General features: G+C 54.0%; 20 protein-coding genes, 1 tRNA gene and 1 pseudogene. 11 read left to right on the forward strand and 11 right to left on the reverse strand.

Annotated elements, in window-relative coordinates:
• Positions 1-125: 125 nt before the first annotated feature.
• From pepN to ACRZ91_RS09610, 8 genes are all read left to right on the forward strand, one after another.
• Positions 126-2,678 (forward strand): aminopeptidase N, encoded by a 2,553-nt coding sequence (gene pepN, locus ACRZ91_RS09575; protein WP_480904647.1) that lies wholly within the window; start codon positions 126-128, stop codon positions 2,676-2,678.
• A gap of 38 nt (positions 2,679-2,716) precedes the next feature.
• Entirely contained in the window at positions 2,717-3,103 is a 387-nt protein-coding gene (locus ACRZ91_RS09580) for a hypothetical protein (protein ID WP_260022846.1), read from the forward strand.
• A gap of 126 nt (positions 3,104-3,229) precedes the next feature.
• Positions 3,230-4,483 carry a hypothetical protein gene (locus ACRZ91_RS09585; protein ID WP_480904649.1) on the forward strand — a complete coding sequence of 418 codons (1,254 nt, stop codon included), beginning with the start codon at positions 3,230-3,232 and terminating at the stop codon, positions 4,481-4,483.
• Positions 4,484-4,560: 77 nt separating this feature from the next.
• Complete coding sequence (gatB, locus tag ACRZ91_RS09590; protein WP_480904652.1) at positions 4,561-6,072, forward strand: Asp-tRNA(Asn)/Glu-tRNA(Gln) amidotransferase subunit GatB; 1,512 nt, start codon at positions 4,561-4,563, stop codon at positions 6,070-6,072.
• Positions 6,073-6,224: 152 nt separating this feature from the next.
• Complete coding sequence (pepT, locus tag ACRZ91_RS09595) at positions 6,225-7,463, forward strand: peptidase T (RefSeq protein ID WP_480904655.1); 1,239 nt, start codon at positions 6,225-6,227, stop codon at positions 7,461-7,463.
• Between the two features lie 98 nt (positions 7,464-7,561).
• A complete protein-coding gene (locus ACRZ91_RS09600; protein ID WP_480609049.1) occupies positions 7,562-7,993 on the forward strand; it encodes a DUF4177 domain-containing protein in 432 nt (143 codons plus the stop codon).
• Positions 7,994-8,171: 178 nt separating this feature from the next.
• Entirely contained in the window at positions 8,172-8,660 is a 489-nt protein-coding gene (locus tag ACRZ91_RS09605; protein WP_480904659.1) for a hypothetical protein, read from the forward strand.
• Between the two features lie 304 nt (positions 8,661-8,964).
• Complete coding sequence (locus tag ACRZ91_RS09610) at positions 8,965-9,666, forward strand: SPASM domain-containing protein (RefSeq protein ID WP_480904661.1); 702 nt, start codon at positions 8,965-8,967, stop codon at positions 9,664-9,666.
• A 436-nt stretch (positions 9,667-10,102) separates the two neighbouring features.
• Here ACRZ91_RS09610 and ACRZ91_RS09615 read toward each other — a convergent pair.
• Positions 10,103-10,178, reverse strand: a tRNA-Thr gene (locus tag ACRZ91_RS09615).
• A gap of 179 nt (positions 10,179-10,357) precedes the next feature.
• Here ACRZ91_RS09615 and ACRZ91_RS09620 point away from each other — a divergent pair.
• Positions 10,358-11,233 (forward strand): hypothetical protein, encoded by an 876-nt coding sequence (locus ACRZ91_RS09620; RefSeq protein ID WP_480904664.1) that lies wholly within the window; start codon positions 10,358-10,360, stop codon positions 11,231-11,233.
• A gap of 10 nt (positions 11,234-11,243) precedes the next feature.
• Here ACRZ91_RS09620 and ACRZ91_RS09625 read toward each other — a convergent pair.
• The 8 genes and pseudogenes from ACRZ91_RS09625 to ACRZ91_RS09660 form a co-directional block, all read right to left on the reverse strand.
• Positions 11,244-11,354 (reverse strand): annotated as a pseudogene (locus tag ACRZ91_RS09625) (GapR family DNA-binding domain-containing protein); the annotation flags it as partial.
• Positions 11,355-11,608: 254 nt separating this feature from the next.
• Positions 11,609-12,007: a RidA family protein gene (locus tag ACRZ91_RS09630; protein ID WP_319546576.1), complete on the reverse strand. Its 399-nt coding sequence runs from the start codon at positions 12,005-12,007 to the stop codon at positions 11,609-11,611.
• On the reverse strand, positions 12,000-12,914 hold the full coding sequence (locus ACRZ91_RS09635; RefSeq protein WP_480904667.1) for a sugar kinase: 915 nt from the start codon (positions 12,912-12,914) through the stop codon (positions 12,000-12,002). Before ACRZ91_RS09635 ends, ACRZ91_RS09630 begins: the two co-directional genes overlap by 8 nt.
• 55 nt (positions 12,915-12,969) lie before the next feature.
• Positions 12,970-14,025: a D-TA family PLP-dependent enzyme gene (locus ACRZ91_RS09640; protein WP_480904670.1), complete on the reverse strand. Its 1,056-nt coding sequence runs from the start codon at positions 14,023-14,025 to the stop codon at positions 12,970-12,972.
• Positions 14,022-15,488, reverse strand: a complete 1,467-nt coding sequence (locus tag ACRZ91_RS09645) for a M81 family metallopeptidase (RefSeq protein ID WP_480904673.1) — start codon at positions 15,486-15,488, stop codon at positions 14,022-14,024. The genes ACRZ91_RS09640 and ACRZ91_RS09645 overlap by 4 nt, the downstream gene beginning before the upstream one ends.
• An 88-nt stretch (positions 15,489-15,576) precedes the next feature.
• Positions 15,577-16,617, reverse strand: coding sequence for a TRAP transporter substrate-binding protein (locus tag ACRZ91_RS09650; RefSeq protein ID WP_480904676.1), 1,041 nt, complete (start codon positions 16,615-16,617; stop codon positions 15,577-15,579).
• A gap of 36 nt (positions 16,618-16,653) precedes the next feature.
• A complete protein-coding gene (locus ACRZ91_RS09655; protein ID WP_480716008.1) occupies positions 16,654-17,937 on the reverse strand; it encodes a TRAP transporter large permease in 1,284 nt (427 codons plus the stop codon).
• Positions 17,934-18,452 (reverse strand): TRAP transporter small permease, encoded by a 519-nt coding sequence (locus tag ACRZ91_RS09660; RefSeq protein ID WP_480904679.1) that lies wholly within the window; start codon positions 18,450-18,452, stop codon positions 17,934-17,936. The genes ACRZ91_RS09655 and ACRZ91_RS09660 overlap by 4 nt, the downstream gene beginning before the upstream one ends.
• Positions 18,453-18,652: 200 nt before the next feature.
• Between ACRZ91_RS09660 and ACRZ91_RS09665 the strand changes: the two genes are divergently transcribed.
• Complete coding sequence (locus ACRZ91_RS09665) at positions 18,653-19,588, forward strand: MurR/RpiR family transcriptional regulator (protein ID WP_480904682.1); 936 nt, start codon at positions 18,653-18,655, stop codon at positions 19,586-19,588.
• Between the two features lie 332 nt (positions 19,589-19,920).
• On the opposite strand, the gene ACRZ91_RS09670 is transcribed toward ACRZ91_RS09665, so the two are convergent.
• Positions 19,921-20,391: a nucleoside deaminase gene (locus ACRZ91_RS09670; protein ID WP_170543278.1), complete on the reverse strand. Its 471-nt coding sequence runs from the start codon at positions 20,389-20,391 to the stop codon at positions 19,921-19,923.
• Between the two features lie 81 nt (positions 20,392-20,472).
• Positions 20,473-21,843 carry an amidohydrolase family protein gene (locus ACRZ91_RS09675; protein WP_480904685.1) on the reverse strand — a complete coding sequence of 457 codons (1,371 nt, stop codon included), beginning with the start codon at positions 21,841-21,843 and terminating at the stop codon, positions 20,473-20,475.
• A gap of 100 nt (positions 21,844-21,943) precedes the next feature.
• Between ACRZ91_RS09675 and ACRZ91_RS09680 the strand changes: the two genes are divergently transcribed.
• Entirely contained in the window at positions 21,944-22,864 is a 921-nt protein-coding gene (locus ACRZ91_RS09680; RefSeq protein WP_480904687.1) for a LysR family transcriptional regulator, read from the forward strand.
• The last annotated feature ends 251 nt before the right edge of the window (positions 22,865-23,115 follow it).

Consider the following 23,115-nt stretch of genomic DNA (forward strand, 5'->3'; position numbering starts at 1 on the left):
ATAGGTTCAGTTTTTTCGGCCAAACACGAAACTGTTTCAAATCTATCTGGACAATTGCCCATTGGTTGCAGCGCCAGCGCGAAGCCCCTAACGTCACGCCAGATTCCCAGATGATGAGGCCCCCGATGCGCGACGCCGCCCCCACCACGATCTATCTGAAAGACTACACCCCGTTTGGTTACCTGGTGGACAGTGTGCATCTGACTTTTGATCTGGCCCCAAATGCCACGCGCGTGACCTCTCGGATAAGATTCCGTCCGAATCCCGAAGCCACGGACCGCACATTCTTTCTGCACGGGGAAGAATTGAACCTGATCCGAGCTGCGATTGATGGCGAAGTGATTACGCCCGAGATCACCGCAGAAGGCCTCACCGCTACAGTGCCTGACGCGCCTTTCATCTGGGAGACCGTGGTCGAGATTGATCCCGCTCACAACACCGCGCTTGAAGGTCTCTACATGTCGAACGGCATGTACTGCACCCAATGCGAGGCCGAAGGCTTTCGCAAGATCACCTATTACCCTGACCGCCCGGATGTGATGTCCACCTTTACGGTGCGCATCAACGGAGACCTGCCGGTGCTGCTGTCCAACGGCAACCCCTCGGACAAAGGAGAAGGCTGGGCGGAATGGGTCGATCCGTGGCCCAAACCCGCCTATCTGTTCGCGCTCGTCGCCGGGGAGCTGATTGCCCACCCTGGCCAGTTCACCACCAAATCCGGTCGCGACGTTGAATTGAACCTCTGGGTTCGTCCCGGAGATGAAGGCAAATGCGCCTTTGGCATGGAAGCGTTGAAGAAATCCATGAAATGGGACGAGGATGTCTATGGCCGCGAATACGATTTGGACGTGTTCAACATCGTCGCGGTCGACGATTTCAACATGGGCGCGATGGAGAATAAAGGGCTGAACATCTTCAACTCCTCCGCCGTTCTGGCAAGCCCAGAAACTTCGACCGATGTGAATTTCGAACGGATCGAGGCGATTATCGCGCATGAGTATTTCCACAACTGGACCGGCAACCGCATCACCTGCCGTGACTGGTTCCAGCTGTGTCTGAAAGAGGGGCTCACGGTGTTCCGCGACGCGCAGTTCACCTCGGACATGCGCTCAGCCCCGGTAAAACGTATTCACGACGCCATCGACCTGCGCGCGCGACAGTTCCCCGAGGACAACGGGCCTTTGTCGCACCCGGTGCGGCCCGAGAGTTTTCAGGAAATCAACAACTTCTACACCTCAACCGTATATGAGAAAGGCGCTGAGGTAATCGGTATGCTGAAATGTCTGGTGGGTGACGAGGCCTACTCAGAGGCGCTGGACCTCTATTTCGACCGCCATGACGGACAGGCCTGCACAATTGAGGACTGGCTACAAGTGTTCGAAGACTCCACTGGTCGCGATCTAAGCCAGTTCAAGCGCTGGTACAGTCAATCGGGAACGCCAAGGGTCTCGGTCGCTGAGGATTGGGTCGACGGCACCTACACCCTGACTCTAAGCCAACGCACCGAACCGACGCCGGGACAGGAGAACAAGCAGCCTCAGGTCATTCCTGTCGCAGTGGGTCTGCTTGGCCCAAATGGCCACGAAGTTCACGCAACCGAAGTGTTGGAACTGACCGAAGCTGAACAAACCTTTAAGTTCACCGGTCTCGCCGCGAAACCTGTGCCTTCGATCTTGCGGGGTTTCTCGGCTCCGGTGATCCTGGAACACGATTCAACGAATGCAGAACGCGCATTCCTACTTGCTCATGACACCGACCCGTTCAACCGCTGGCAAGCGGGAAGGTCGCTGGCCGAAGACACCCTTCTGCGCATGATCACCGAGGAAGCAACACCAGAGGCCGACTACCTCGATGGTTTGTTGTCAGTCCTTCGCGATGAAACGCTGGACCCAGCTTACCGGGCGCTCATGTTGGCTCTGCCAACGCAATCAGAACTGGCTGCGGCGCTGCATGAAAAGGGGATCACCCCCAATCCGATGGCGATCTGGAGGGCAGTTGAAACCTTGCGTCAAGCCACGGCGCAACATGTACAAGACCTGCTGCCCCGGCTTCACAGTGAAACGCTGGTGGATGCGCCCTACCAACCGGACGCCGAACAATCTGGAAAGCGCGCCTTGGGCAGCGCAGCGCTGGCTCTGACTTCGCGGCTAGATGGAGGTATCAAGGCGGCCAAGGAGTATTCGCGCGCCAACAACATGACCCAGCAACTCACCTCTTTGTCCTGTCTGTTACGCGCGGGTAAAGGTGAGGCTGAATTGGCCGCATTCTATGATCAATGGCGACATGATCGGTTGGTGATGGACAAATGGTTCGCCCTGCAGGTTTCGATGGCCGGTCCAGAAACTACGGTCGAAACCGCGCGCAAACTGACTGAGCACCCGGATTTCAATTGGAAAAACCCCAACCGCTTTCGAGCGTTGATGGGATCTCTGGTCGGAAACCATGCGGGGTTCCATCAGACCGATGGCGCAGGTTATGCATTGCTGGCAGACTGGTTGATCCGACTCGACCCGGTGAACCCGCAAACCACCGCCCGGATGTGCAGCGCGTTCCAGACCTGGAAACGCTATGACGCGGACCGTCAGGCCCTGATCCGAAAACAACTGAACCGCATCGCCGAAACTCCAGGCCTGTCTCGGGACTCAACCGAAATGGTCTCGCGCATCCTGGGCGCATGACCGCTTTCACATTCACACGACAGAACCGAAATCCGCGCATGGTTTTGATTCTAATCGGCATCTATGCGGTTCTGACCGGGCTGATCGTCCTGTTCGATGCGGTCTGGTGGCTGATAGGCCTGCTGGCCCTGACCACCCTGCCCGCGCTTTGGGATGTACTCCAAGATACCAGCGCGGGGATGGAACTGTCAGATGGCACCTTACGCTGGCATACAGGTCAGCGTCGGGGCACGCTGGATCTATCTACAGTGAAACGCTTTCGGTTCGACACGCGATGGGACTTTTCGGTGCGGGTCTCTGCGATACTGAAATCCGAAAAACGACTGCGTCTGCCAGATGAATCACTTCCTCCGCACAAACAGCTTGAAGAGGTTCTGCAACAGGCGGGAATCGCCGTTGAACGTCATCATTTTAGAGTATTTTGAAACGATTCATCGAATCTGAACACGATTGGTGCCTGAAATACCGGCTTGAGGTAGTGTCTCTTTGAATTGAACACAATTTTTGGCAAACTGAACGCGTTACTAATTTGTTCCAGTTCGAGTTCTGCCATGTTTTGGTCTATCAAGGCTTTTGCCGCCCGTTTTTTCGGTTCCTCCCCTTCAACGCCCCTGCCTGCGTCAGTCGCTGATGCCACCGCCTGGCTTGTCGCATCGGGCCAATTGAATGTCCCTATCGTCGAAACGGACGAACAGGATGCAAACGGACATCAGGTGATTGAACGCGGTCGCTATCTGGCGCGGCAGGATATGTGGGCCGAACTTTCGCAAGAGATGCGCGCTGCGGATCAGGCACGCAAATCCACGCCCTGCGGACAGCCCATAGCAGACCTCTTGGCCTTTGGCGCCCGTTCAGATGTCGTGCTGGCTGTCGAGCACGCCCTGTCAGATGGCAAGGCGATGTCAGACTACGATCTGCTGGGTGGAATTTTCGAGCTGGAAGGCGAGATCCAAAACCATCCCAACGATCCGATGATCACGCTGGTCGTTGCATTGGCCCATATTGATCTTGCCTGGGCATGGCGCGGCGATGCGCATCCAGAGGCGCTGCCTTCATTGCATCAATCTCGCTGTGCGGCGCATTTCGACCGTGCGGCAGCATTGCTGCCACTTTGCCGTTCTGCAATGCCAGACAGCCCTGCGATTGCCGCAGCCGATTGCGCTTTGCTGGCAGGTCACGTCGATCCGCGCACCCGTGTGGCAGATAAGTATGAACACTTGATCACTCTAGACATTCAGAACCATCGCCATATGCGCGCGATGGGCAGCCACCTGCTGCCGCGCTGGTTCGGGAGCTATGAAGAGCTTGAAGTTCAAGCATTGCGCAACGCGGCGCGGACCCAGAAAACATGGGGCGCAGGCGGATACACCTGGGTACAGTTCGACGCCATCGCATTGGATGACGAGGCCTGCGCACGGGTGGATGTGGAGTATTTCCTTGAGGGACTGCGGGATATCGTAGCGCGTCGCCCGGATCAGCAAACTATCAACTTACTCGCGGCCTATTGCGCGATCACCCAGCAGAACCGAATGGGGCAAAACCCTCAGGCGGATATCGCCCGCGAACAGATTTGTGAGGCTGCCAATTGGCTGATCCGCGACCACCTGACCGAACTGCACCCTCTGATTTGGGCCCATGCAGCAAACGGGTTCAACAATAGCCTTCGCGTCAACTCATCCGAGCGATTTGCTGCACGCGGTCGCCGCGATGCGTTAAAGGCCATCGCCAACCTGTTACGCGAAGAACTGCGCAGCGGGCAAAGTGTGACGTTCACTCCGTCAGGGCTGCAGTTCTCGGGGAACTAAACCGCCATTGCCCCTTGCCCCTTTGGCGCGCCGGGCCTAATACGCAGGCTTAGACTTCTGCGGAAATGAGGCGCGCCATGCTCGACCTGACATACGAAATGCCCAAACCCAAAACCATTGCCGGGGCCAAGCACGATTGGGAACTGGTGATCGGGATGGAGGTGCACGCTCAGGTCTCATCCAATGCCAAGCTGTTCTCGGGCGCGTCGACCCAATTCGGGGCCGAGCCGAATTCGAACGTGGCGTTTGTGGACGCCGCGATGCCGGGGATGCTGCCGGTGATCAACGAGTATTGCGTTGAACAGGCCGTGCGCACCGGGCTGGGATTGAAAGCGGATATCAACCTGAAATCGGCCTTTGACCGTAAGAACTATTTCTATCCTGACCTGCCGCAAGGGTACCAAATTTCCCAGCTTTATCAGCCTATTGTGGGTGAAGGGGAAGTTCTGGTCGAGATGGGTGACGGCACTGCGCGTATGGTACGGATCGAACGCATCCACATGGAGCAGGACGCGGGCAAATCGATCCACGACATGGATCCGCATATGTCCTTTGTCGACCTGAACCGAACTGGTGTCTGCCTGATGGAGATCGTTTCGCGTCCCGATATTCGCGGACCGGAAGAGGCTGCCGCCTACATCGCCAAGTTACGTCAGATCATGCGTTATCTCGGCACCTGCGACGGTAACATGCAGAACGGCAACTTGCGGGCGGACGTGAACGTCTCGATCTGTTTGCCGGGTGCGTATGAGAAGTATCAGGAAACACAGGACTTTTCGCATCTAGGCACACGCTGCGAGATCAAGAACATGAACTCGATGCGCTTTATCCAGCAAGCGATTGAGGTCGAAGCACGTCGTCAGATCGCAATCGTCGAAGGCGGCGGCACGGTTGATCAGGAAACGCGTCTGTATGATCCGGATAAGGGTGAGACACGCTCGATGCGGTCTAAAGAAGAGGCGCATGACTATCGCTACTTCCCTGACCCCGATCTGCTGCCGCTGGAGATCGAACAAGCGTGGGTCGACGACATTGCTGCCAAGCTACCGGAGCTGCCTGACGATAAAAAATCTCGTTTTATCAGCGAGTTCGGCCTGACCGACTACGACGCTTCGGTCTTGACCGCTGAGGTGGAGTCAGCGACCTATTTCGAAGAGGTCGCCAAGGGGCGCAGCGGCAAGCTGGCTGCAAACTGGGTGATCAACGAGCTGTTTGGCCGGTTGAAGAAAGAAGACCATGACATCACCGAGTCTCCGGTGTCACCCGCTCAGTTGGCGGGAATCATTGATCTGATTTCGTCGAATGCAATCTCGGGCAAGATCGCCAAGGATCTGTTCGAGATTGTCTATACCGAAGGCGGCGATCCAGCGCAGATCGTCGAAGAGCGCGGCATGAAACAGGTGACCGATACCGGCGCCATCGAGGCTGCTTTGGACGAGATCATCGCCGCCAATCCGGCGCAAGTTGAGAAGGCCAAGGTGAACCCTAAACTGGCGGGCTGGTTCGTCGGTCAGGTGATGAAGGCCACCGGCGGCAAGGCCAATCCGAAGGCCGTTAACGAATTGGTCAGCAAGAAGCTGGGTTCGTAAATCTTCCAAGTTGAACAAACCCCGCACAGGGGTTTGTTCAACTTGTACATAACGAAAAGTTAATTTCAGGCTGCTCAAAACGGGCAGGCCTTCAGCTTGACTCCCCGACCGAATGGGCATTCTTCTTCCCGCAACGCGGAGAGGAAGCAGACATGAAAAATCGGTTTGATCAGGAACTGGAAACCCGGCTGGTACGCTACGCAGCCATCGACAGTCAGAGCGATGAGACCTCGCCCTCGACCCCCAGCACCGAAATCCAGTTCGACATACTAAACCTGCTGCGGCAAGAGCTGACCGAGATCGGTGCGCAGGATGTCGAGATGACCGGTGACAGCGTTGTCGTGGCAACCATCCCCGGCACGGCCGACGGACCGACGATCGGTTTTCTCGCGCATGTGGACACCGCGCCCCAGTTCAACGCAACCGGGGTCAAGCCGCGGGTGATCAAAGGGTATAATGGTGGCGAGATTACCTTCCCCGATGATCCCGATCTGGTGCTGTCACCCGAAGAACATCCTTATCTGGCAGAGAAGATCGGGCATGATCTGATCACCGCCTCGGGTACCACCCTGTTGGGGGCTGATGATAAGGCAGGCGTTTCGATCCTGATGACGATGGCGAGGCACTTGCTGGAGAACAATGACATCCCCCACGGTCCGATTCGCATCGCCTTTACCCCGGATGAAGAAATCGGGCGCGGCGTTACCGAACAGCTACCCAAGGATCTCGGCGCGGATTTTGCCTATACGCTGGACGGGCAGGAACTGGGTGAGATCGAATACGAAAGCTTCTCGGCGGACCGAGCCGTGATCAAGATCACCGGCGTGTCGATCCACCCCGGCTTGGCCAAGGACAAAATGGTAAACGCGGCGCATCTGGCGGCAAAGATCGTGCAGACACTGCCTCAGGCGACGATGACGCCCGAGGTCACCGACGGGCGTCAGGGGTTCATCCATGTCACCGATATGAATGGCGGTTCGTCCGAGATGGAGATCAAGCTGATCCTACGCGATTTCGAAATGGAAGCGTTGGAAGCCCAGCGCGAAATTGTCCGTCAGGTCTGTGCTGCCGTTCAGGCCACCGAACCGCGCGCGACCATCACCTGCGACATCTCCCATCAATACCGCAACATGCGCTATTGGCTGGAAAAGGACATGACCCCTGTCGATCTGGCGCGCGAAGCCTGCCGCGAACAGGGGATCGAGCCAATATCGGTTCCGATCCGGGGTGGCACCGATGGCTCCCGCCTAACCGAATTCGGCACACCCACGCCCAACATATTTACGGGCATGCAGTGTATTCATGGTCCACTGGAGTGGATCTCGGTGCAGGACATGGCGATCGCAACCGAAACCTGTCTGTCGCTTGTTGGCAAAGCCGCGCGGAGCTAAAGCCACAGTGGGGGCCGAAATTCGCCAATGCGTGATCTTGGCTTTCACCCGCCTGTCAAAATGTTAATTTGCCCGGATAACGCAACTAGGACCAATTGATGCAGCGCTACGAATATAAAGTTGTCCCCGCTCCGCAAAAGGGAACCAAGGCGAAGGGCGTGAAAACGCCCGAGGGCCGGTTCGCCACCTCAATTGAGCAGTTGTTGAACCAACTGGGCCAAGAGGGTTGGGAATATCAGCGCGCAGAATTGCTGCCCAGCGAGGAACGCACAGGTTTGACGGGTTCAACCACCAACTGGCGAAATGTGCTGGTATTTCGCAGGGTGCTTGCTCCGGATGAGCCGGATTCGAAAAACCCGGTTGAAGAAGGCGCCACCCCGACCGCGCGCCCGGTTCCCGGACCTGACGATGGACTGACAGAACCTCCGGCCGCCCCTGCCCCGATCTCAGAAGAGCCGGAAGACCCGCCATTGTCGCTGAAGCCCTCGGATGAAACGGCAGAAAAAGACCAGACCGGGCCCTCGCGCTAGCGTGACTTCGCGGATTCTAATTGGCTGGCTTGCGTTGAATGTGATCAGCTCTACCAATGATATTTGTGCGCGATCAGGATAAATCCACATCAACCCTGACACATCGCGCCAACCTCTTGCGATGAGCCCCAAAGGAACTATGAGAATGAATTGAGCAATCATCGCTGCTTTGATAGCAATGGCAACTGCTGGTGCCGCTTTAGCCCAACAGCAACTGAAACTGTATGTTGATCCACCGGTCTACTACCAATGGAATAAACAAGTCCAATATGACCCGATCGAGCATGTGGAAGTGATCGGGGCGGTCAACCAGAACCGCGAAAGCCACCGATGTCAATTTGCCCACAGTGTTGGGTACGGCGATGAACAGAGCACGTACCTTTTGACGCGGCACGTGGGGGAGGATCGCGTTGCAGAAATCCACCGGGTTAAGGCTGACATCATATCGACCGAGTATCGCGATATGATCGATGCCATCGAGTTTATTCGCGTTTATGACAACGATGCCGCGTTTGCCTTCGATGGTTGCTTTGCATTTATGACCAACGAAGCGCGGCGCGACGCTCAGACCAAGGCGACAACCCAACGCGAACGGCTAGCTAACTTTTGCCGCGATGAGATAAACCGCAATCTGTCCATGTGCCGCGAGTTTTTACCAGGAAATTAGACCGAACGCGAATTTAGGCAGGTTGCCCTAGTGCATAACAGTAAGGCTTGGCACGACCAGCGCACCGATTTAGGGGAAGCCTTGGAACACAAGGCAGACGTTTACGCGGCTGCTGGGTTCAAACTGGCCGACCGAATCTTACGGACTGAGTTGCAGCGGCGCGACTGACATCAGACTGACACGAGTCGAGCATGTGCGGCAGCGTTTCACTGTATATACAAATTAATTTAACGTTATCAGGATATTCTGGTGCGGAAACCCCAATCAGCATCCAGATTTCGTTGAAATTCTGGAGTACACAGCGATGAAAGGGATTGTTCCCAACTATACGACTAATGGTCGAGGGCTAACTGACGAAGTGCTCCGGGCTACAAGACAAACTTGTGGAGCCGTCGCCGTTTCAGCATATCCGCCATACGATGAGACCAGTCAAACAATTCAAACTCTCGCGGAACACTGTATTAAAACTAATGTTCACTTCATTTTGGATGCAACTAGCATCGACACTGCGATTGACTGGTTGCGCGACCCACCGGAATTTCTGAAGGCCATAAATGCCATCATTTTCCTCAACTACAAACCTTCCGGCCGAAAAATATTTGAAGAAAAGCTGTTACGACACAGCCACCGTCTTGATGAATTTTTTGGCTTGGCAACGTCAACGGAGCGGAACTTGAAAGTAGGGTTCGACGCATGTTGCGTGAGTGGCCTTTTTGGACGCACAAACGCCAACACAAGTCTTGTTGACGCTTGTGATGCTGGTCGGTTCTCCCTTTACGTATCCGAGGATCTCCAAGTTCATCCATGTTCTTTTCAGAGTGGTTTGGCCAAAGGCGACCAACTCGATGAGGATAACTCACTGTTAGACATTTGGACCATGTCTGAAAACATGGCATCTTTTCGAAACTACTTTAGCTCAGACAGATGTGGAGGATGTTCCCATCGCACAACTTGCATGAACGGCTGTCCGTTGTTTGACGAATTGGTAGTTTGCGGAAATCGGTGACCCGCAAACAATTGAACGGCTTCATATGGCAACAAGCTGGTACACTAAACTGGACACCCCAAAGCTATCGGAACTACAGGGCACTATCCTGATTTTAGGACTTGAGGCCGCAAACATAATACAAAATCCGATAATTCTGAGGTTCTTATAGGACTTGATTTATCTCGTTTTGCGCTCGCTTCCCGAGCCAAATTTGATTCCTTTGCAATTTACATATTTCCGCATCAAAGCGTATCAAAACATTGAAATTAAACACAAAACCAAAATGCGACTGCCGTCTTCAAGGCGTTTAGAACGTATTCGACATGTAAGACAGATATTATGAGGACTGTCCCGAGCCTGAATCACACAATGTCTGCTATATGTCTGCTCACAAGGAGGCGGATTTCGAGACGTGCGGTTGCCACGATTATCTCATTGATTTTACTGAAATTAGTGGTGCCCCCACACGGACTCGAACCGCGGACCTACTGATTACAAATCAGTTGCTCTACCAGCTGAGCTATAGGGGCACTGGGTGTCGATTAATCGCTCGGAACAGGGACTGCAAGCCCGAATTTTCGCGTCGCCTTAACTTTGTGATGGTTTGCCTTAGGATAACCTAATAATCAGGCCTTATCCAAATTTGACTGCGCCGGGGACAGGTTGTAACCCAAGCGATAATTTCGCCCGAGGCAAGGACAATTCCAATATGCAGATGGTCATCCAAGCCGGAGCACACTTTACCGACCACGACCCGTTGCTCAATCTGCTTCAGGCGAACGTCCAGCTTGTCGCTGAGAGCCATGCGGCATTTTGGGGGATGCGTCCGTTCAGAAAGATCTTTCGGCCAGCACTGAAGCCTGCGGCTGACCGCCCTTCGCACCAAGATACGCGGGCAAGGTTTCAGAAATTAATGCCTCAGGGGCAACAGGTTGATCGAGCGATCCTGTCAAGTGCGCTGTATCTAGGTGAACGGGCATCGATCATCATGGATGGGCAGTTCTATGCGAATGCGGGTCAAAGGATGTCCTATATGGACCACCTGTTCAGCGATTCGTCAGTCGATCTGTTTGTGGGGCTGCGCAATCCCGGCAGCTTTATTCCGAAGGTATTGATGTTGCTATCGGCCCCCGAGCGCGAACATATAGTTGCGACGACCGATCTGAGTTGCCTGAGTTGGCTTGCGATGATTGAGGACATTCGCGATCTTGCTCCAGACGTCAAGATCACCTTGTGGAGTAACGAGGATTCTCCTCTGATCCTTGGTGACATTGCACGCGCACTTGTCGGACTACCCGCGGACACGCAGCTTGATCAGGAATACGCGTTGCTGTCCTCGCTCATCTCGGATCTGGGTAAGCAGGAGCTGAAGGGGTTGAGGGAACAACAACGCCCACCCAACGACCCCATTCTCAGAGGAAGGTTAGCACAGATCTTTCAGCAGCATGCGCTGACAGAGGCGATCGAGGAAGAGGTGGAACTGCCCGGCTGGAGCGAAGACATTATCGCGGCGTTTACCGAGCTTTATGAGCAGGATCTGGCACGGCTTCGGACCATGCCAGATCTCCGTTTTCTGAGCCCGTGAGCGGCTGAAGTTACATCTCCAGCGCTTCTTTGTACATTTCCAGCATGGCTTCTTCTTCAGTGATATCGTTCTTGTCGCGCTTGCGCAGGACGACGACGTTGCGCATCACTTTGGTATCGTAGCATATTTACGAAATGAATCTGTCTTTAATATCGGGCAAGCTCGTCCGCTCGCAGCCCAAAGCGAACTTTCACAAATGGACTCTGCAAACCCCAGAAGTGCGACCATCCGGTCTTAGCCTTATCAACAATGAATGCCCGTATTACTCCCGGTGCGTTACGAAACGTCCTTCCAAAAATGGTGCTCTATAATATTTCAAGAAAATAGGCTGGCAAAAAGTGCCAGCTCAATTCAATTGGAAAGAGTATCTTGGAGCTAGCCCAGCGGTTTGTATGCGACCGCATCAATCTCGACCTTGGCGTCCACCATGATTTGCGAACGGACGGTTGAGCGCGCCGGGCCGCCATTTGGGAAGTAGCTCGCGTAGACCCGGTTGAACGTCCAAAAATCACGAGGATCGTCCAGCCAGACGCCCACTTTCGCTACATCATCCAGAGTGCAATCAGCCAGCGCCAAAGCTGCGATCAGATTTTCCATCGTTTTTCGGGTTTGTGACTCGATGCCTCCCGCTTCTATTTCCCCATTTTCTTTCATTGCCACCTGCCCGGATATGAACACAAAGTCGCCGGCTCTTACAGCTGGAGCAAAAGGTAGCGGTTGACCACCTGCACCGGTCTTGTCATCGCCCAAGCGCACGATCTTTTTCTCAGTCATTGAAGTGATTTCCTTCTGTTAGGTCTTTTCCGTAAGGAATGGGGTCCACGGCACCAAAGCCCATAGTAGAAAGGGCCGCGCCGCGGTTCGCGATTTCAGCAGACTTCAAGGCATCCTTGTTTTTCAGGTAAGCGGACAGGAAAATTCCGTTAAAACAGTCTCCCGCGCCGGTAGCGTCGACCGCCGGGACTATTACTCCGGGAATTGTGAGAATGCCTTGCCCGTCGGATATGGATACACCGTCCGCACCAAGCGACAGCGCCACAACTTCAGCACCCAGATTGTGGTAGAAGTCAATTATGTCCTCGGGGCTGTGAAGGCTCGTCAATTGACGGGCGTCATCGAGCCCTGGCAGCACGATATTGCAGCGCCGCATTGCATCGTGAGTAACCTGCCGTGCCTTGTCTAACGGCCAAAGAGCTGTCCGCAAATTGGGATCGAAAGCAATTGATACGCCAAACTGCCGCGCTGTGTGGATTGCTTCCTGAGTTGTTGATTGCAGCTCCGGACTTACCCCAAGACTGATCCCGGAAGTATAGAACATCCTAGCATTGGAGATTGCATCGCCTGGAATTTGTTCCGGTAACATCCGACTGGCGGCGGAGCCCTTTCGACGGTAAACGAAATGGTGCCCGTCTCCATCGTGAAAGACAAAATAGAGCCCCGTGTCCTCACCTGAGGCAGATAACACGTGCTCGTGGTTCACACCTTCTCGGGACCACAAACCCCGAAGCTTCTCGCCAAATTGGTCGTCTCCGACGCGCGCAATCAAGGCGACGTCAATCCCCTGTCTGGCAGCAGCGACAGCGACGTTGGAAACATCTCCGCCGAATCCCCCTTTGAACAGGCCATCCTGGCACGCGTTTAATTCGAACAGGGGTTCCCCTAAACATATGAGGTCAGCCATGTTTCACCTTATTGATGCCCGACGCAGGCTGCGTCTTTGGGCTACGGTTTTGCCGTTACTGAACTTTGCCTCGCGCCACGACTGGAACAGGCCCCAGCGAATGATCCCCGCGAATGGTCTCAATCTGATCAACCATGTTGGTCACAACACAGGCATGGTTTGGAATAATCCGGATATGCTCGCCAACTTTTAGATTGATCTTGTCGGCTTTCAGAACGCCATGTTCCTCTGACAGACCCTGAACCAGAATGTCCGGGCGACCTATCACGTATCCGTGGCCTTCCAGTCCCAACAGATCTGAGGTCAACACTTTAGATCCCGCATCAATCACAGCCCGATTGTCTGCAGGGACTGAGATCACCGTTGCGAGGACGCTCAGCGCACAGTCCTCCCACGTGCAGACGCCCTGTGCCTGAAGGGAGCGGTCGTTATAGATGTAGGTGCCAATCCGATATTCAGTTGCAACTGGAACATCCTGCGCCTGCCACATTCCTGGTGAGCCGCCATGGGACACGACGGGCACCGGCAACCCGATCTCTTCGATTTCTCGTTTGGCTCTGGTGAGCCATTCTTGAACAGCAACCTCTTGGCCCACCGGCGGATAGGTCATTAAACCGAGGAATGTAACACCTGGTTGGCTATCGATATAACGTGCCAGATCTCGCGCCTGTTCAGGGGTGGTTACGCCACAACGTGCCGCGCCCGTATCGCACTCTACTAGTACACCCAGTGGTGTCGCAGCATCTGCAAAAGATTTCGACAAACCGTCAACGGTTTCGGTGTTGTCCGCGACAACAGACAATCTCACCTTCTCTGACAGGGCACGCAACCGCGCCAACTTGGCGTCACCGAGGATATTAAAGGTTATCAGCACATCGTCGATACCACCCTCAGCAATCATTGCCTCGGCCTCACTCACTTTCTGGCAGGTTATGCCAATGGCACCGGCCTCTATCTGCCGTTTGGCCAGCATAGGTAGTTTATGGGTTTTGATGTGCGGGCGGACGGCGAGTCCGTGTTTCGCACAATGCCCCTGGAAGAGGTCGATGTTCGCTTCGGCGATATCCAGGTCGACCAGGACAGCCGGTGTGTCGATATCAGGAAAAATCATTCTACAATTTCCTCGTGAGGGTTTTTGACGATAGGCCAAATTGGGCGTGTCAGATTATTGTAGCGTGTTTTGGTGGGATCATTCGGATAGGGGCCTTCGACGGCTGCATAGATAATTTCGGTAGCGACGTCGGAGAACGCACCATGGAAATGGTTTGTAGATTTGACGACCAGTATCTTTTTCTCAGTGACATCGATGCCGAGGTTAGTGAACAGGTCTGGCGAAAACGCCTGACTTCGGTTTGAGTTCAAAACGACCTCTATCCCACCCAAACGAATGACCGAGCAATCTCCCATGGGAACGATGGATGCACCAAAGCTTTGAACTGCATTGCGTTGATTGCGGACAACTGTGACCGTGGCGTCAATTGGGTTACCTGCGAGAGCCGACGTTTTGCCGCCGAAGCGTAGATCGAATACTGCGCCTTCTCCGGCCGCATGGCATAGGCGAACAGCCATGGGATCCCATATCGTGCCGAAAGCGACAGATTTAAGGTTTTGAGCAATGGCCTCTTCAAGGATCAGGGTTGAATCCCCTGCTACGCCTCCGCCCGGGTTATCCCAAACATCCGCTACGACTACAGGTCCATGCGTGGCTTTCTGAGCCTTTTTCAATGCTTCAACCGGAGACAGGTAGTCTGGCTTTGTCTGTCCTCGGAACGAAAACAGCTCCGTTCCCAAATTCCGGGCTATATTGTCGGCTTTGGCCTGATCATCATCTGTCAAAACGACGATTTTGGCGCCGATATCTGGGGAATCGCCGGCCATAAACCCGTGAATGACAGAAGCTGAGAGAACTTCCCCCTTTGCCTCCATCTGGTTCAACTGATCGACAAATCCGCGCATGGGTTCTTGGCTGGTTGGCAGGACATCCAACATACGAACGTCAAAAACTGAGATAACGGGCCGAATGTCTCCTTTGATCGTGCGCAGTGTCATATCGACACAGGCTTCTCCTGCTTCAACAAAATCAGTATGCGGAAATTCTTTGAACACAGTGATTACGTCCGCATTCGATACACGTTTCTGGCTGAGATGACTGTGCGGGTCGAAACTGGCTCCGATAACCGTTTTAGGGCCGACAATAGCACGAACGGCTTCGATCAAATCACCTTCGCAATCCACACACCCTTCGGCAATCATCGCCCCATGCAGACCTAGAACAACACCGTCCAGAGGAAGCGCAGCCATGACCTGATCCAGCACTTCTTGCTTCAGGCGTCCCCATGTTTCGCGGTTTAGCAACCCGCCCGGTTCCGCCCATGTGGCGGTGCCCTCGATCAACTCCAGCTCGTTCGCCTGCGCCCGTTTTCTCAGTGCCGGAAACACAGCGCTGCACAACGTGGGGGTAATGGGATGTTCGCCGGGTGGTGCGTAAAAGCTCTGCTCGAAATCGGAAAAATCCGTGCGCAGGGGGGAAAACGTATTTGTTTCGGTCGCAATGGACGCACAGAAAACCCGCATGTCTAATCCAATTCGTTGTTTGGGTCGGAGACCAGAAACTGATCTCCGACAAGAGGTGCTGCCGGTTGGTTCCGGCAGTCAGGGAGGATCAATCGAGGTAAGACGCGTTGTTCGCGTTCTCTACCGCAGCCTTGAAACTTGCCAAAAGCTCGGCCGCTTTCTCATCCAGGTTTTCCTGAACATGCGCTTCAAAAGCAGGCTGCGTTGCAGCCGCCATGGAACTGCGTTGCTCGTCAGTCAGGGCCGTTACTTCAATCTGATCCATTAGGCCCGCAAGACCTCTATCTGAGGATTCGATGATCCGTGACAGACCGCGGCTTGCAGTTACGCAGTTTTCTGCAGCCGTACGGATCGTGGCCTGCTGGGCCTCGGACAGGCCCTCAAAGAAGGCGCGGTTGATCATGAAAGTGTACGGCGAAAACAGGTGGTTAGTCAGCGTCAGATACTGCTGAACTTCAGCAAAATTGGCGAAGGAGATGATCGGGACCGGATTCATCTGGCCGTCAATCACGCCGGTTTGAAGGCCGGAATACACCTCGCCCCAGGACAGGGGATAGGCTTCGGCGCCCAAGGCTTGCACGATCTTTTGATGTGAAGGCAAAGTCATCGTGCGGATGCGAATGCCATCAAAGTCCTTCAGGTCTGCAATAGGTCTCTGAGAGTTGGTGACCGCAAAGAACCCGCCGGTATCAGGGAAGCCCAGCACCACAACATCACCCAGTTCTGCTTCGATATCTGCGGCCAGGGCTTCGCCGAACTCGCCGTCAAAGACTTCGTAGGTCGAAGCGTTGCCATTAAATGCGAATGGTAGATTCAGCATATCAATCCGCGGGTAGTAGCTTGCCAAGGCGCCAGTCGATGTCAGGGTTGCCTGAATGATGCCGTCCCGCACCTGCTGCACATGCTCGGCGGCGGAGCCCAGTTGGTTTGATCCAAACACTTCGACCGTGACGCTGCCATTGGTGCCGGAATTCACTAGGTTGGAGAACACGGCCGTACAGGCGTGCGCCGGATTCTCAAATGGATCTGTTTTGTTGTCGTGCCCGAATTTGATGACGCCACCTTCGGCCAGCGCACTGGTTGCAAGCATGGTTGCGGTAAGCGCCGCACCTGTCAGAATAGTCTTCATTTTTCTTCTCCTGTTGGTTTGGATTTCGTAGGGAATTTACTGAGCAAAGCCCAACATCCGGGGCAGCCAAAGGGCTGCGTCCTCCCAAAATGCAAAGGCAAATAAGATAGCGATTTCGGCAATCAGAAACGGGAACAGCTTGATGGAAATCCGCTCCAGCTTTTCGCCGGTGACGGACGACAGAACAAACAGACAAGCGCCCACCGGCGGGGTCATCAACGATATGTTTAGGGCCAGAACAAAGATGATCCCGGCGTGAATAGGTTCCAGGCCAACCTGCTGTGTGAGCGGAACCAACACCGGCGCAAGGATGATCAGGATGGCGGTGATATCCATAACCATACCAACAATCAGCAGCAATCCGATGATGATCGCGATAACGGCATACCGGTTATCTGAAAGGCCAAGAACGGTTTCCGCAATCAGTTGAGGAATGCGCTCAAAGCTCATCCACCAGCCGAGAATGCCAGCGAAGGCGATAATCACAAAGATAACGCCAGTGATACGCGCCGTACGGACAAGCATCGCATAGAAGCCTTTGAACGTCAGCGAACGATAGACAAAAATCCCGATGAACATCGCGTAGGCCACAGCAATCGACGCAGCCTCTGTCGGGGTGACGATCCCACCCAGAATGCCACCCAGGATAATTACAGGCATCGCCAACGCGGTCAGTGAGGAAACAAAGGTATCCCAGACCTCCCGAGGAGTCGCGCCGCGCAGTGCTTTTGGAAGGTTTTCTCGCTTACCGCCGATGGCTATGACCGCCATGCAGACGATACAAATCACTAGGCCTGGCAGAACGCCTGCGGCGAACAGGCCTGCAATGGAGACACCCATTAGCGACCCGTAGACAACCATTAGCCCCGAGGGCGGAATGGTCGGGCCGATGATGGATCCCGCTGCCGTGACCGCGCAGGCATAATCACGTTTGTAGCCTTCTTTTACCATTGCAGGCACAAGTGTCCGACCAAAGGCCGCCGCGTCCGCAGTCGCAGAGCCGGTTAGTCCAGCGAAGAAAACCGAAGCCAGCATATTGGTATGGGCCAGCCCACCACGGAACCGCCCAACCAGAACCTGAGCCAGTTTCACAAGACGACTGGTGATCCCGATGTCATTCATGATCTCACCGGCCAGAATGAAGAACGGCATGGCAAGAAAGGGAAAGATATTGAGGCCGTTGAATATCTTGCTGGGACCAATCGCCAAGAACTGCGTTCCGCCCATGTCAATCAGACCCACGACGCCGGCAAGGCCAATGGCAAACCCAATCGGCATCCCGAACAGGATAAGGGCGACAAAAACGATTGCGACGATCACAGCGTTTCCTCCGCCTCAGTGGCAAAGGGTGGTTTGTCAATATGCGACCCCAAATCCCGAAACAGGACTAGCACCAGCTGTACAGATGACAGTGCCGCCGCGACGGGAATGGCTGCGTAGAACGGAGCAAGGCTGGCGCCAAAGATCATCGCCTGGCGGGGAGCCCCGCTTTCGGCGAAGCTGATCCCAAAAAAAGCGACGTACAAGAACAAAGCCAGCGCCAAAACGTCCATCGCAACCAACAGAGTTCGGCGCAAACCGACGGGAAGTATCATGATGAACGCAGTCAATCCGATGTGGTCTCTGCGCGCGATTCCGGAAGAAACAGCAAGCAATGCGGCCCAGATCATCAGGTAGCGTGCCAGCACCTCTGGCCACGGGAGTTGCCAATGAAAATAGTACCGGTCGACGACGCCAAGCCAGACATCCAGCACCAGGGACAACATCAACGCGGCGACGATACCCTCAACGACTGAATTTATTTTTGCGCTTGCGGTTGCAAACCAGCCTGACATTCGCACTCCTCCCCAGGACCCGAATCTGTAACTTGGTTACACCTTGCGCGATCAGGGTCGATTTTTCAACGAAAAAATGTAACTTAGTTTCTTTATGGCTGCCAAAATTAGGGAAATTTCGCGGATATCGGTGAATATCTTGCTCACTCACAGCGATGCATGTAACTAAGTTTCATGAGTGACCAGGAGAAATCACGCACATGCCGAACCAACCGCGCCCTGCCTCAGATGAAAACGCGCCCCCGCATAAGGGCCGTATTGGCGCTGTAGATCTAATCCCGGCACTACATAACTCGCAGACCAAACTGGCAGTTCAAGAGCAGAAAGTCGCTGATTATGTAAAGGACCACCTCAACGAAATCAGCTCGATGACTATCGGGGATCTCGCGGAACGTTGTTCAGTCAGCAAGCCAACGGTGGTGCGGTTCTGCCGTAGCCTCGGCTGTGAAGGCTTTCGGGACTTCAAGCTTCGCCTGGCCCAGAACGTCGCCGTCAGCGCTCAGTACTTATACAGAAATGCCGGTGAAGAAAGCTCTGACGCGAATTCAGCGATTGACCAAGTCCTGGGGGCCTTGTTCGCGACCCTGGATGTCATGCGCGGTCAAATCGATACGGAGAGACTTGAAGAAGCAAGGGATGCCTGCCTGGACCGACGGCAGATCCTTTTTGCGGGAATAGGAGGAGGATCCTCTCTTGTCGCTCAGGAAGCATCCAATCGCTTTTTCAGGCTCGGGATTCCATCGTTCTTCGTCAATGATAGCTATGTCCTACAAATGCGCGCGGCCGCGCTTGGGCCCGAAGACGTTCTCTTCCTTGTTTCGGCGAGCGGTGAAGCCGACGCCATCGTTAGTGCGGCGGAAGTCGCTAATGGTTACGGCGCGACCACAATCAGCATCACCAAGCCCAACACCCGACTATCAGACATATCCAAAATTGCCCTGCTCACGGAATTGCCTGAAGACAGCGACATCTACAAACCTACGGCCTCGCGATATGCCCACCTCGCTATTGTTGATGCATTGGCCATGACCGTGGCGCAGGAGATGACCGATGAAACAAAGGAGAATCTTCGTCGAATTCGTGCGTCCTTGACGGCTTACCACGGAAGAACTGGCCCACAGCCCTTGGGCGACTAACCAAGGAACGAACAGATTAGTTTGTCTCAGCGCCGCTGATCAATATTAGTTCTGACCTACACGGCAATCTCCGGCAACTGTGAGCCATTGAATTGGAACGCTTTTGCGAGTTTGGAAGCTTAGTGCGCGCCGTAGACCCAGATATAGATCGCAGTATTGGAAATGATGTGCTTACGACCATCGTTCACTGCAACTCGCATAGGCGACGAGTCGCGGCCCAAACCGGACATTCATAAAAAGGCTTTGAAGTTTCTGGGATGTGCATCAAATTCGACGCTTCAATTTGGGAATATGAGGCTCATTTGGCAAATTGTTCTCCGAGCTGAATCCAACTACCAGAAACCCGTATGACCCTCGGTAACTTCATCTTCGATTTCGGCAAATGGCCCGCGGGTTTCTACTTTTCGTTGCCCGGCCGCAAATACGGTTTCGCAAGGCAGATCCAGCGTCAGGTTCTCTTCATTGTCGCCGGTGAGTACAGCCAATCGCTTCTCTGTCATCCCGTAGACGACTACACCGATCCCAGCCCAGTAACATGCACCAGCGCACATACAACAAGGTTCCACCGAAGTATAAAGCGTACATCTTTCCAAATAATCCGGTTGATACTTTCTGCTTGCCGCTCGGGCAACGTTCAACTCTGCATGTCCAATCCCTTTTTCATACGAATAGGTATTTCCAGCGCGGAGCAGAATATCACCTTGGGGACCGACTAGGATGGCTCCAAATGGATGATTGCCGGATTCCCGGCTCTCTTTGGCTATCCTGATGGTTTCGCGCAGATATTTTAGATCATTCAGCATTTATTTTCCAATTCCAATTGCAAGTTTGTCTAGCGCGATTTTCCATTGTTTAACGTTCTGCACCAAGATTGGTGCCACTGTTCACACGGGGCTGACCGCCCCATCCACATTATCGGCCAGAAAAGCCGCGCGGCGCTCAAACAGCCCAGGAAGCACAGTATGAACCTCAAGGATCAGATCAGACATTTCAGCGGTCACAAGCCGTCCATCGCTAACAATCGGATTTCCGTCTACCATTGTCATGACTACGTCCGAGCCCCGCGCTGAATGCACAAGATTGTAATGGAGGTTAAAGAATTCACCCTCGCCAATCAAAGGCGTCATCCGCGGCGTATCGGTTCGTACCGCAATGATGTCAGCTTTCTTGCCGACCTCCAACGAGCCGATCTCATCCTCAAGACCGACGCTTCTTGCGCCGTCGATTGTGCCCATTCGCAGGACCTCCCACGCGTCCAAAGCACTGGCGTCCAGATTGTTCAGCTTTCCAAGAAGAGATGTGCACTTCATGTCGTCGAACATATCGAGGTTGTTGTTCTCTTTTTCACCATCTGTGCCGATTCCGACTGCAACACCCGCCCTGAGCAGCTTTTCAACCGGTGCAATGCCACTTGCCAGCTTCATATTACTGACCGGGTTGTGGGCAACGCCAACGCCATTTTCGGCAATGACCTCGATCTCGGAATCGTCCAACCAGACACAATGGGCCAGCAGTGTATTTCGAGGCTCAAAGAAGCCCAGATCCTTGAGAACGTGAACTGAGCGCTTGCCGTAACGGCGATCCATTTCCCGTAATTCTATCTCGGCTTCATTACTATGCGTGTGGAAGCCGGTATCGTACTTCAGCGCAAGATCAATGAAGTCCCGGTGCTTTTCGGGTGACGCATAGAACAAGTGTTCCAGGCCCACCCAGACATTGATGCGACCCTCCGCCCTTCGATGCCAGTCATCCAGAAGCTTTTCGTTGGATGCGAGAGTCTCAAAATAGTTGTAGTCCGGATGCTCACCAACATACGGCACAAGCACAGCACGTGTGCCGATTTTAGCGGCGGCTTTCGCACTGCCATGCATGTACCGCCACATGTCCACGATTGTCGTCGACCCGGAAAGGGCTGATTCCGCATAACAAAGCCATGAGGCAGCTTCTGCCTCACGCGCATTGAGCACCCGGTGCATCGGGTCGATATACATGCGGAGCCAATCCCAGACAGGCAATCCCTCGGCAGTTCCGCGCAAAATGCCCGAATGGCAATGCGCATTGACGAGGCCGGGCATTAACAAGCAGTTGCGAAACTCCTGAATTTCGGCTTGCGGGTTTTCGCGGACCAGCTGATCTTGCGACCCAACAGCGGCGATTTCATGTCCATTCACGAGCACCGCTGCATCGTTCAAGACGGTATTTTGCGCATCCATTGTCAGTACGTGCGTTGCGCACAGCAGGACATCACGTGTCATCTCTCTACCCTTTTTAGAATTTAGTTAAGGCTAGGAGGATGCGGTGTTCCAATCTATGATAATAAACTGCACAAGATGATCGAAAAATTAGGACGCTACCATGCCGCTGCTTACTCAGGCCGCCCACGTTCTTGAAATTGTTGCTAGTTCAGGCTCGATCCGGAAGGCATCGGAAAGAGTGAACCTGGCCCCTTCCGCGATAAACCGGCATGTGCTGAACCTCGAGCGGGAACTGGGCACCCCACTATTCCTTCGCCATGCCAAAGGAATGAATTTGACCGAAGCTGGAAAGCTCGTCGTTGACTACATACGGGAATTCCAAATCCAGGATCAGACCCTGCGAAGTGAAATCGAAGTCCTGAAAGGGCGTGTCGGCCACGTACGTTTGGGAATTATGGAGTGCTTTGCCGAAGGCTTTCTGGCGACGGTGTACGACGAGGTGAGACAAAAACACGGGTCCGTGGCCGTTGATGTCGTCGTGGCCGGGACATCTCAACTGGTTCAGCAAATGCTTGCAGGCGAACTTGATCTAGTTGTTGCATTTAACATGCCCGGAGATCTTGGTTTCCGTTGTCACTATGAATCAAGGCTGGATATCGGAGCTGTCATGAAACCTACACCAGAGCTTCGATCAAAGGGTGTGGTTGGAAAAGACGAACTACAAGGACAGCAATTGGTGCTTCCGGATCGTTCCTTGTCATTGAACGCAACGGTGAAATCCATGATCCAGCGTATGGGCCTGAATTCGCAGGCGATAGCTAAATCCAACTCCGTAAGCGCGATAAAACAGCTTGTCATTCAAGGTGCAGGTGTCAGTTTTTTGACCTGGGCGGATGTGCGCGATGAAGTGACCAGAGGCGACTTGCTGTTCTGCCAGATCGAAGGCCAGAACATATACGAACTTCTGACCCTCAGTGGTCGCAACCTCGCGCAGATGTCTGAGACCACGCAAGCCCTCGCGCAAATATTGGTACAGACCTTGGAGAAAATTGAAGCCGGTGCGAAAACCACGGCTGCGTGACATGTTTTGCTCTGTTAGAGGCGACTTGCTGCAGCGGGTCACAAGTCGCGTGCTTTGGCGATACGCGGCCCGAAGGTAGTTGATATGCTATTGAAGGCGGAGCAGCCCGTTATGGCGTTCTAATTTTGCGTACGCATCAAGCGAATGTATGCGCTTGATTGCATCAGCAACTGATCAATAATTTTCCTCACCAAGTCCAAACAAGAAGCCGAAACAGTGCCAGGCTTCGTGCAACGTAGCAATGCGTGTTG

The sequence above is a fragment of the Ruegeria sp. O11 genome (assembly GCF_056535285.1).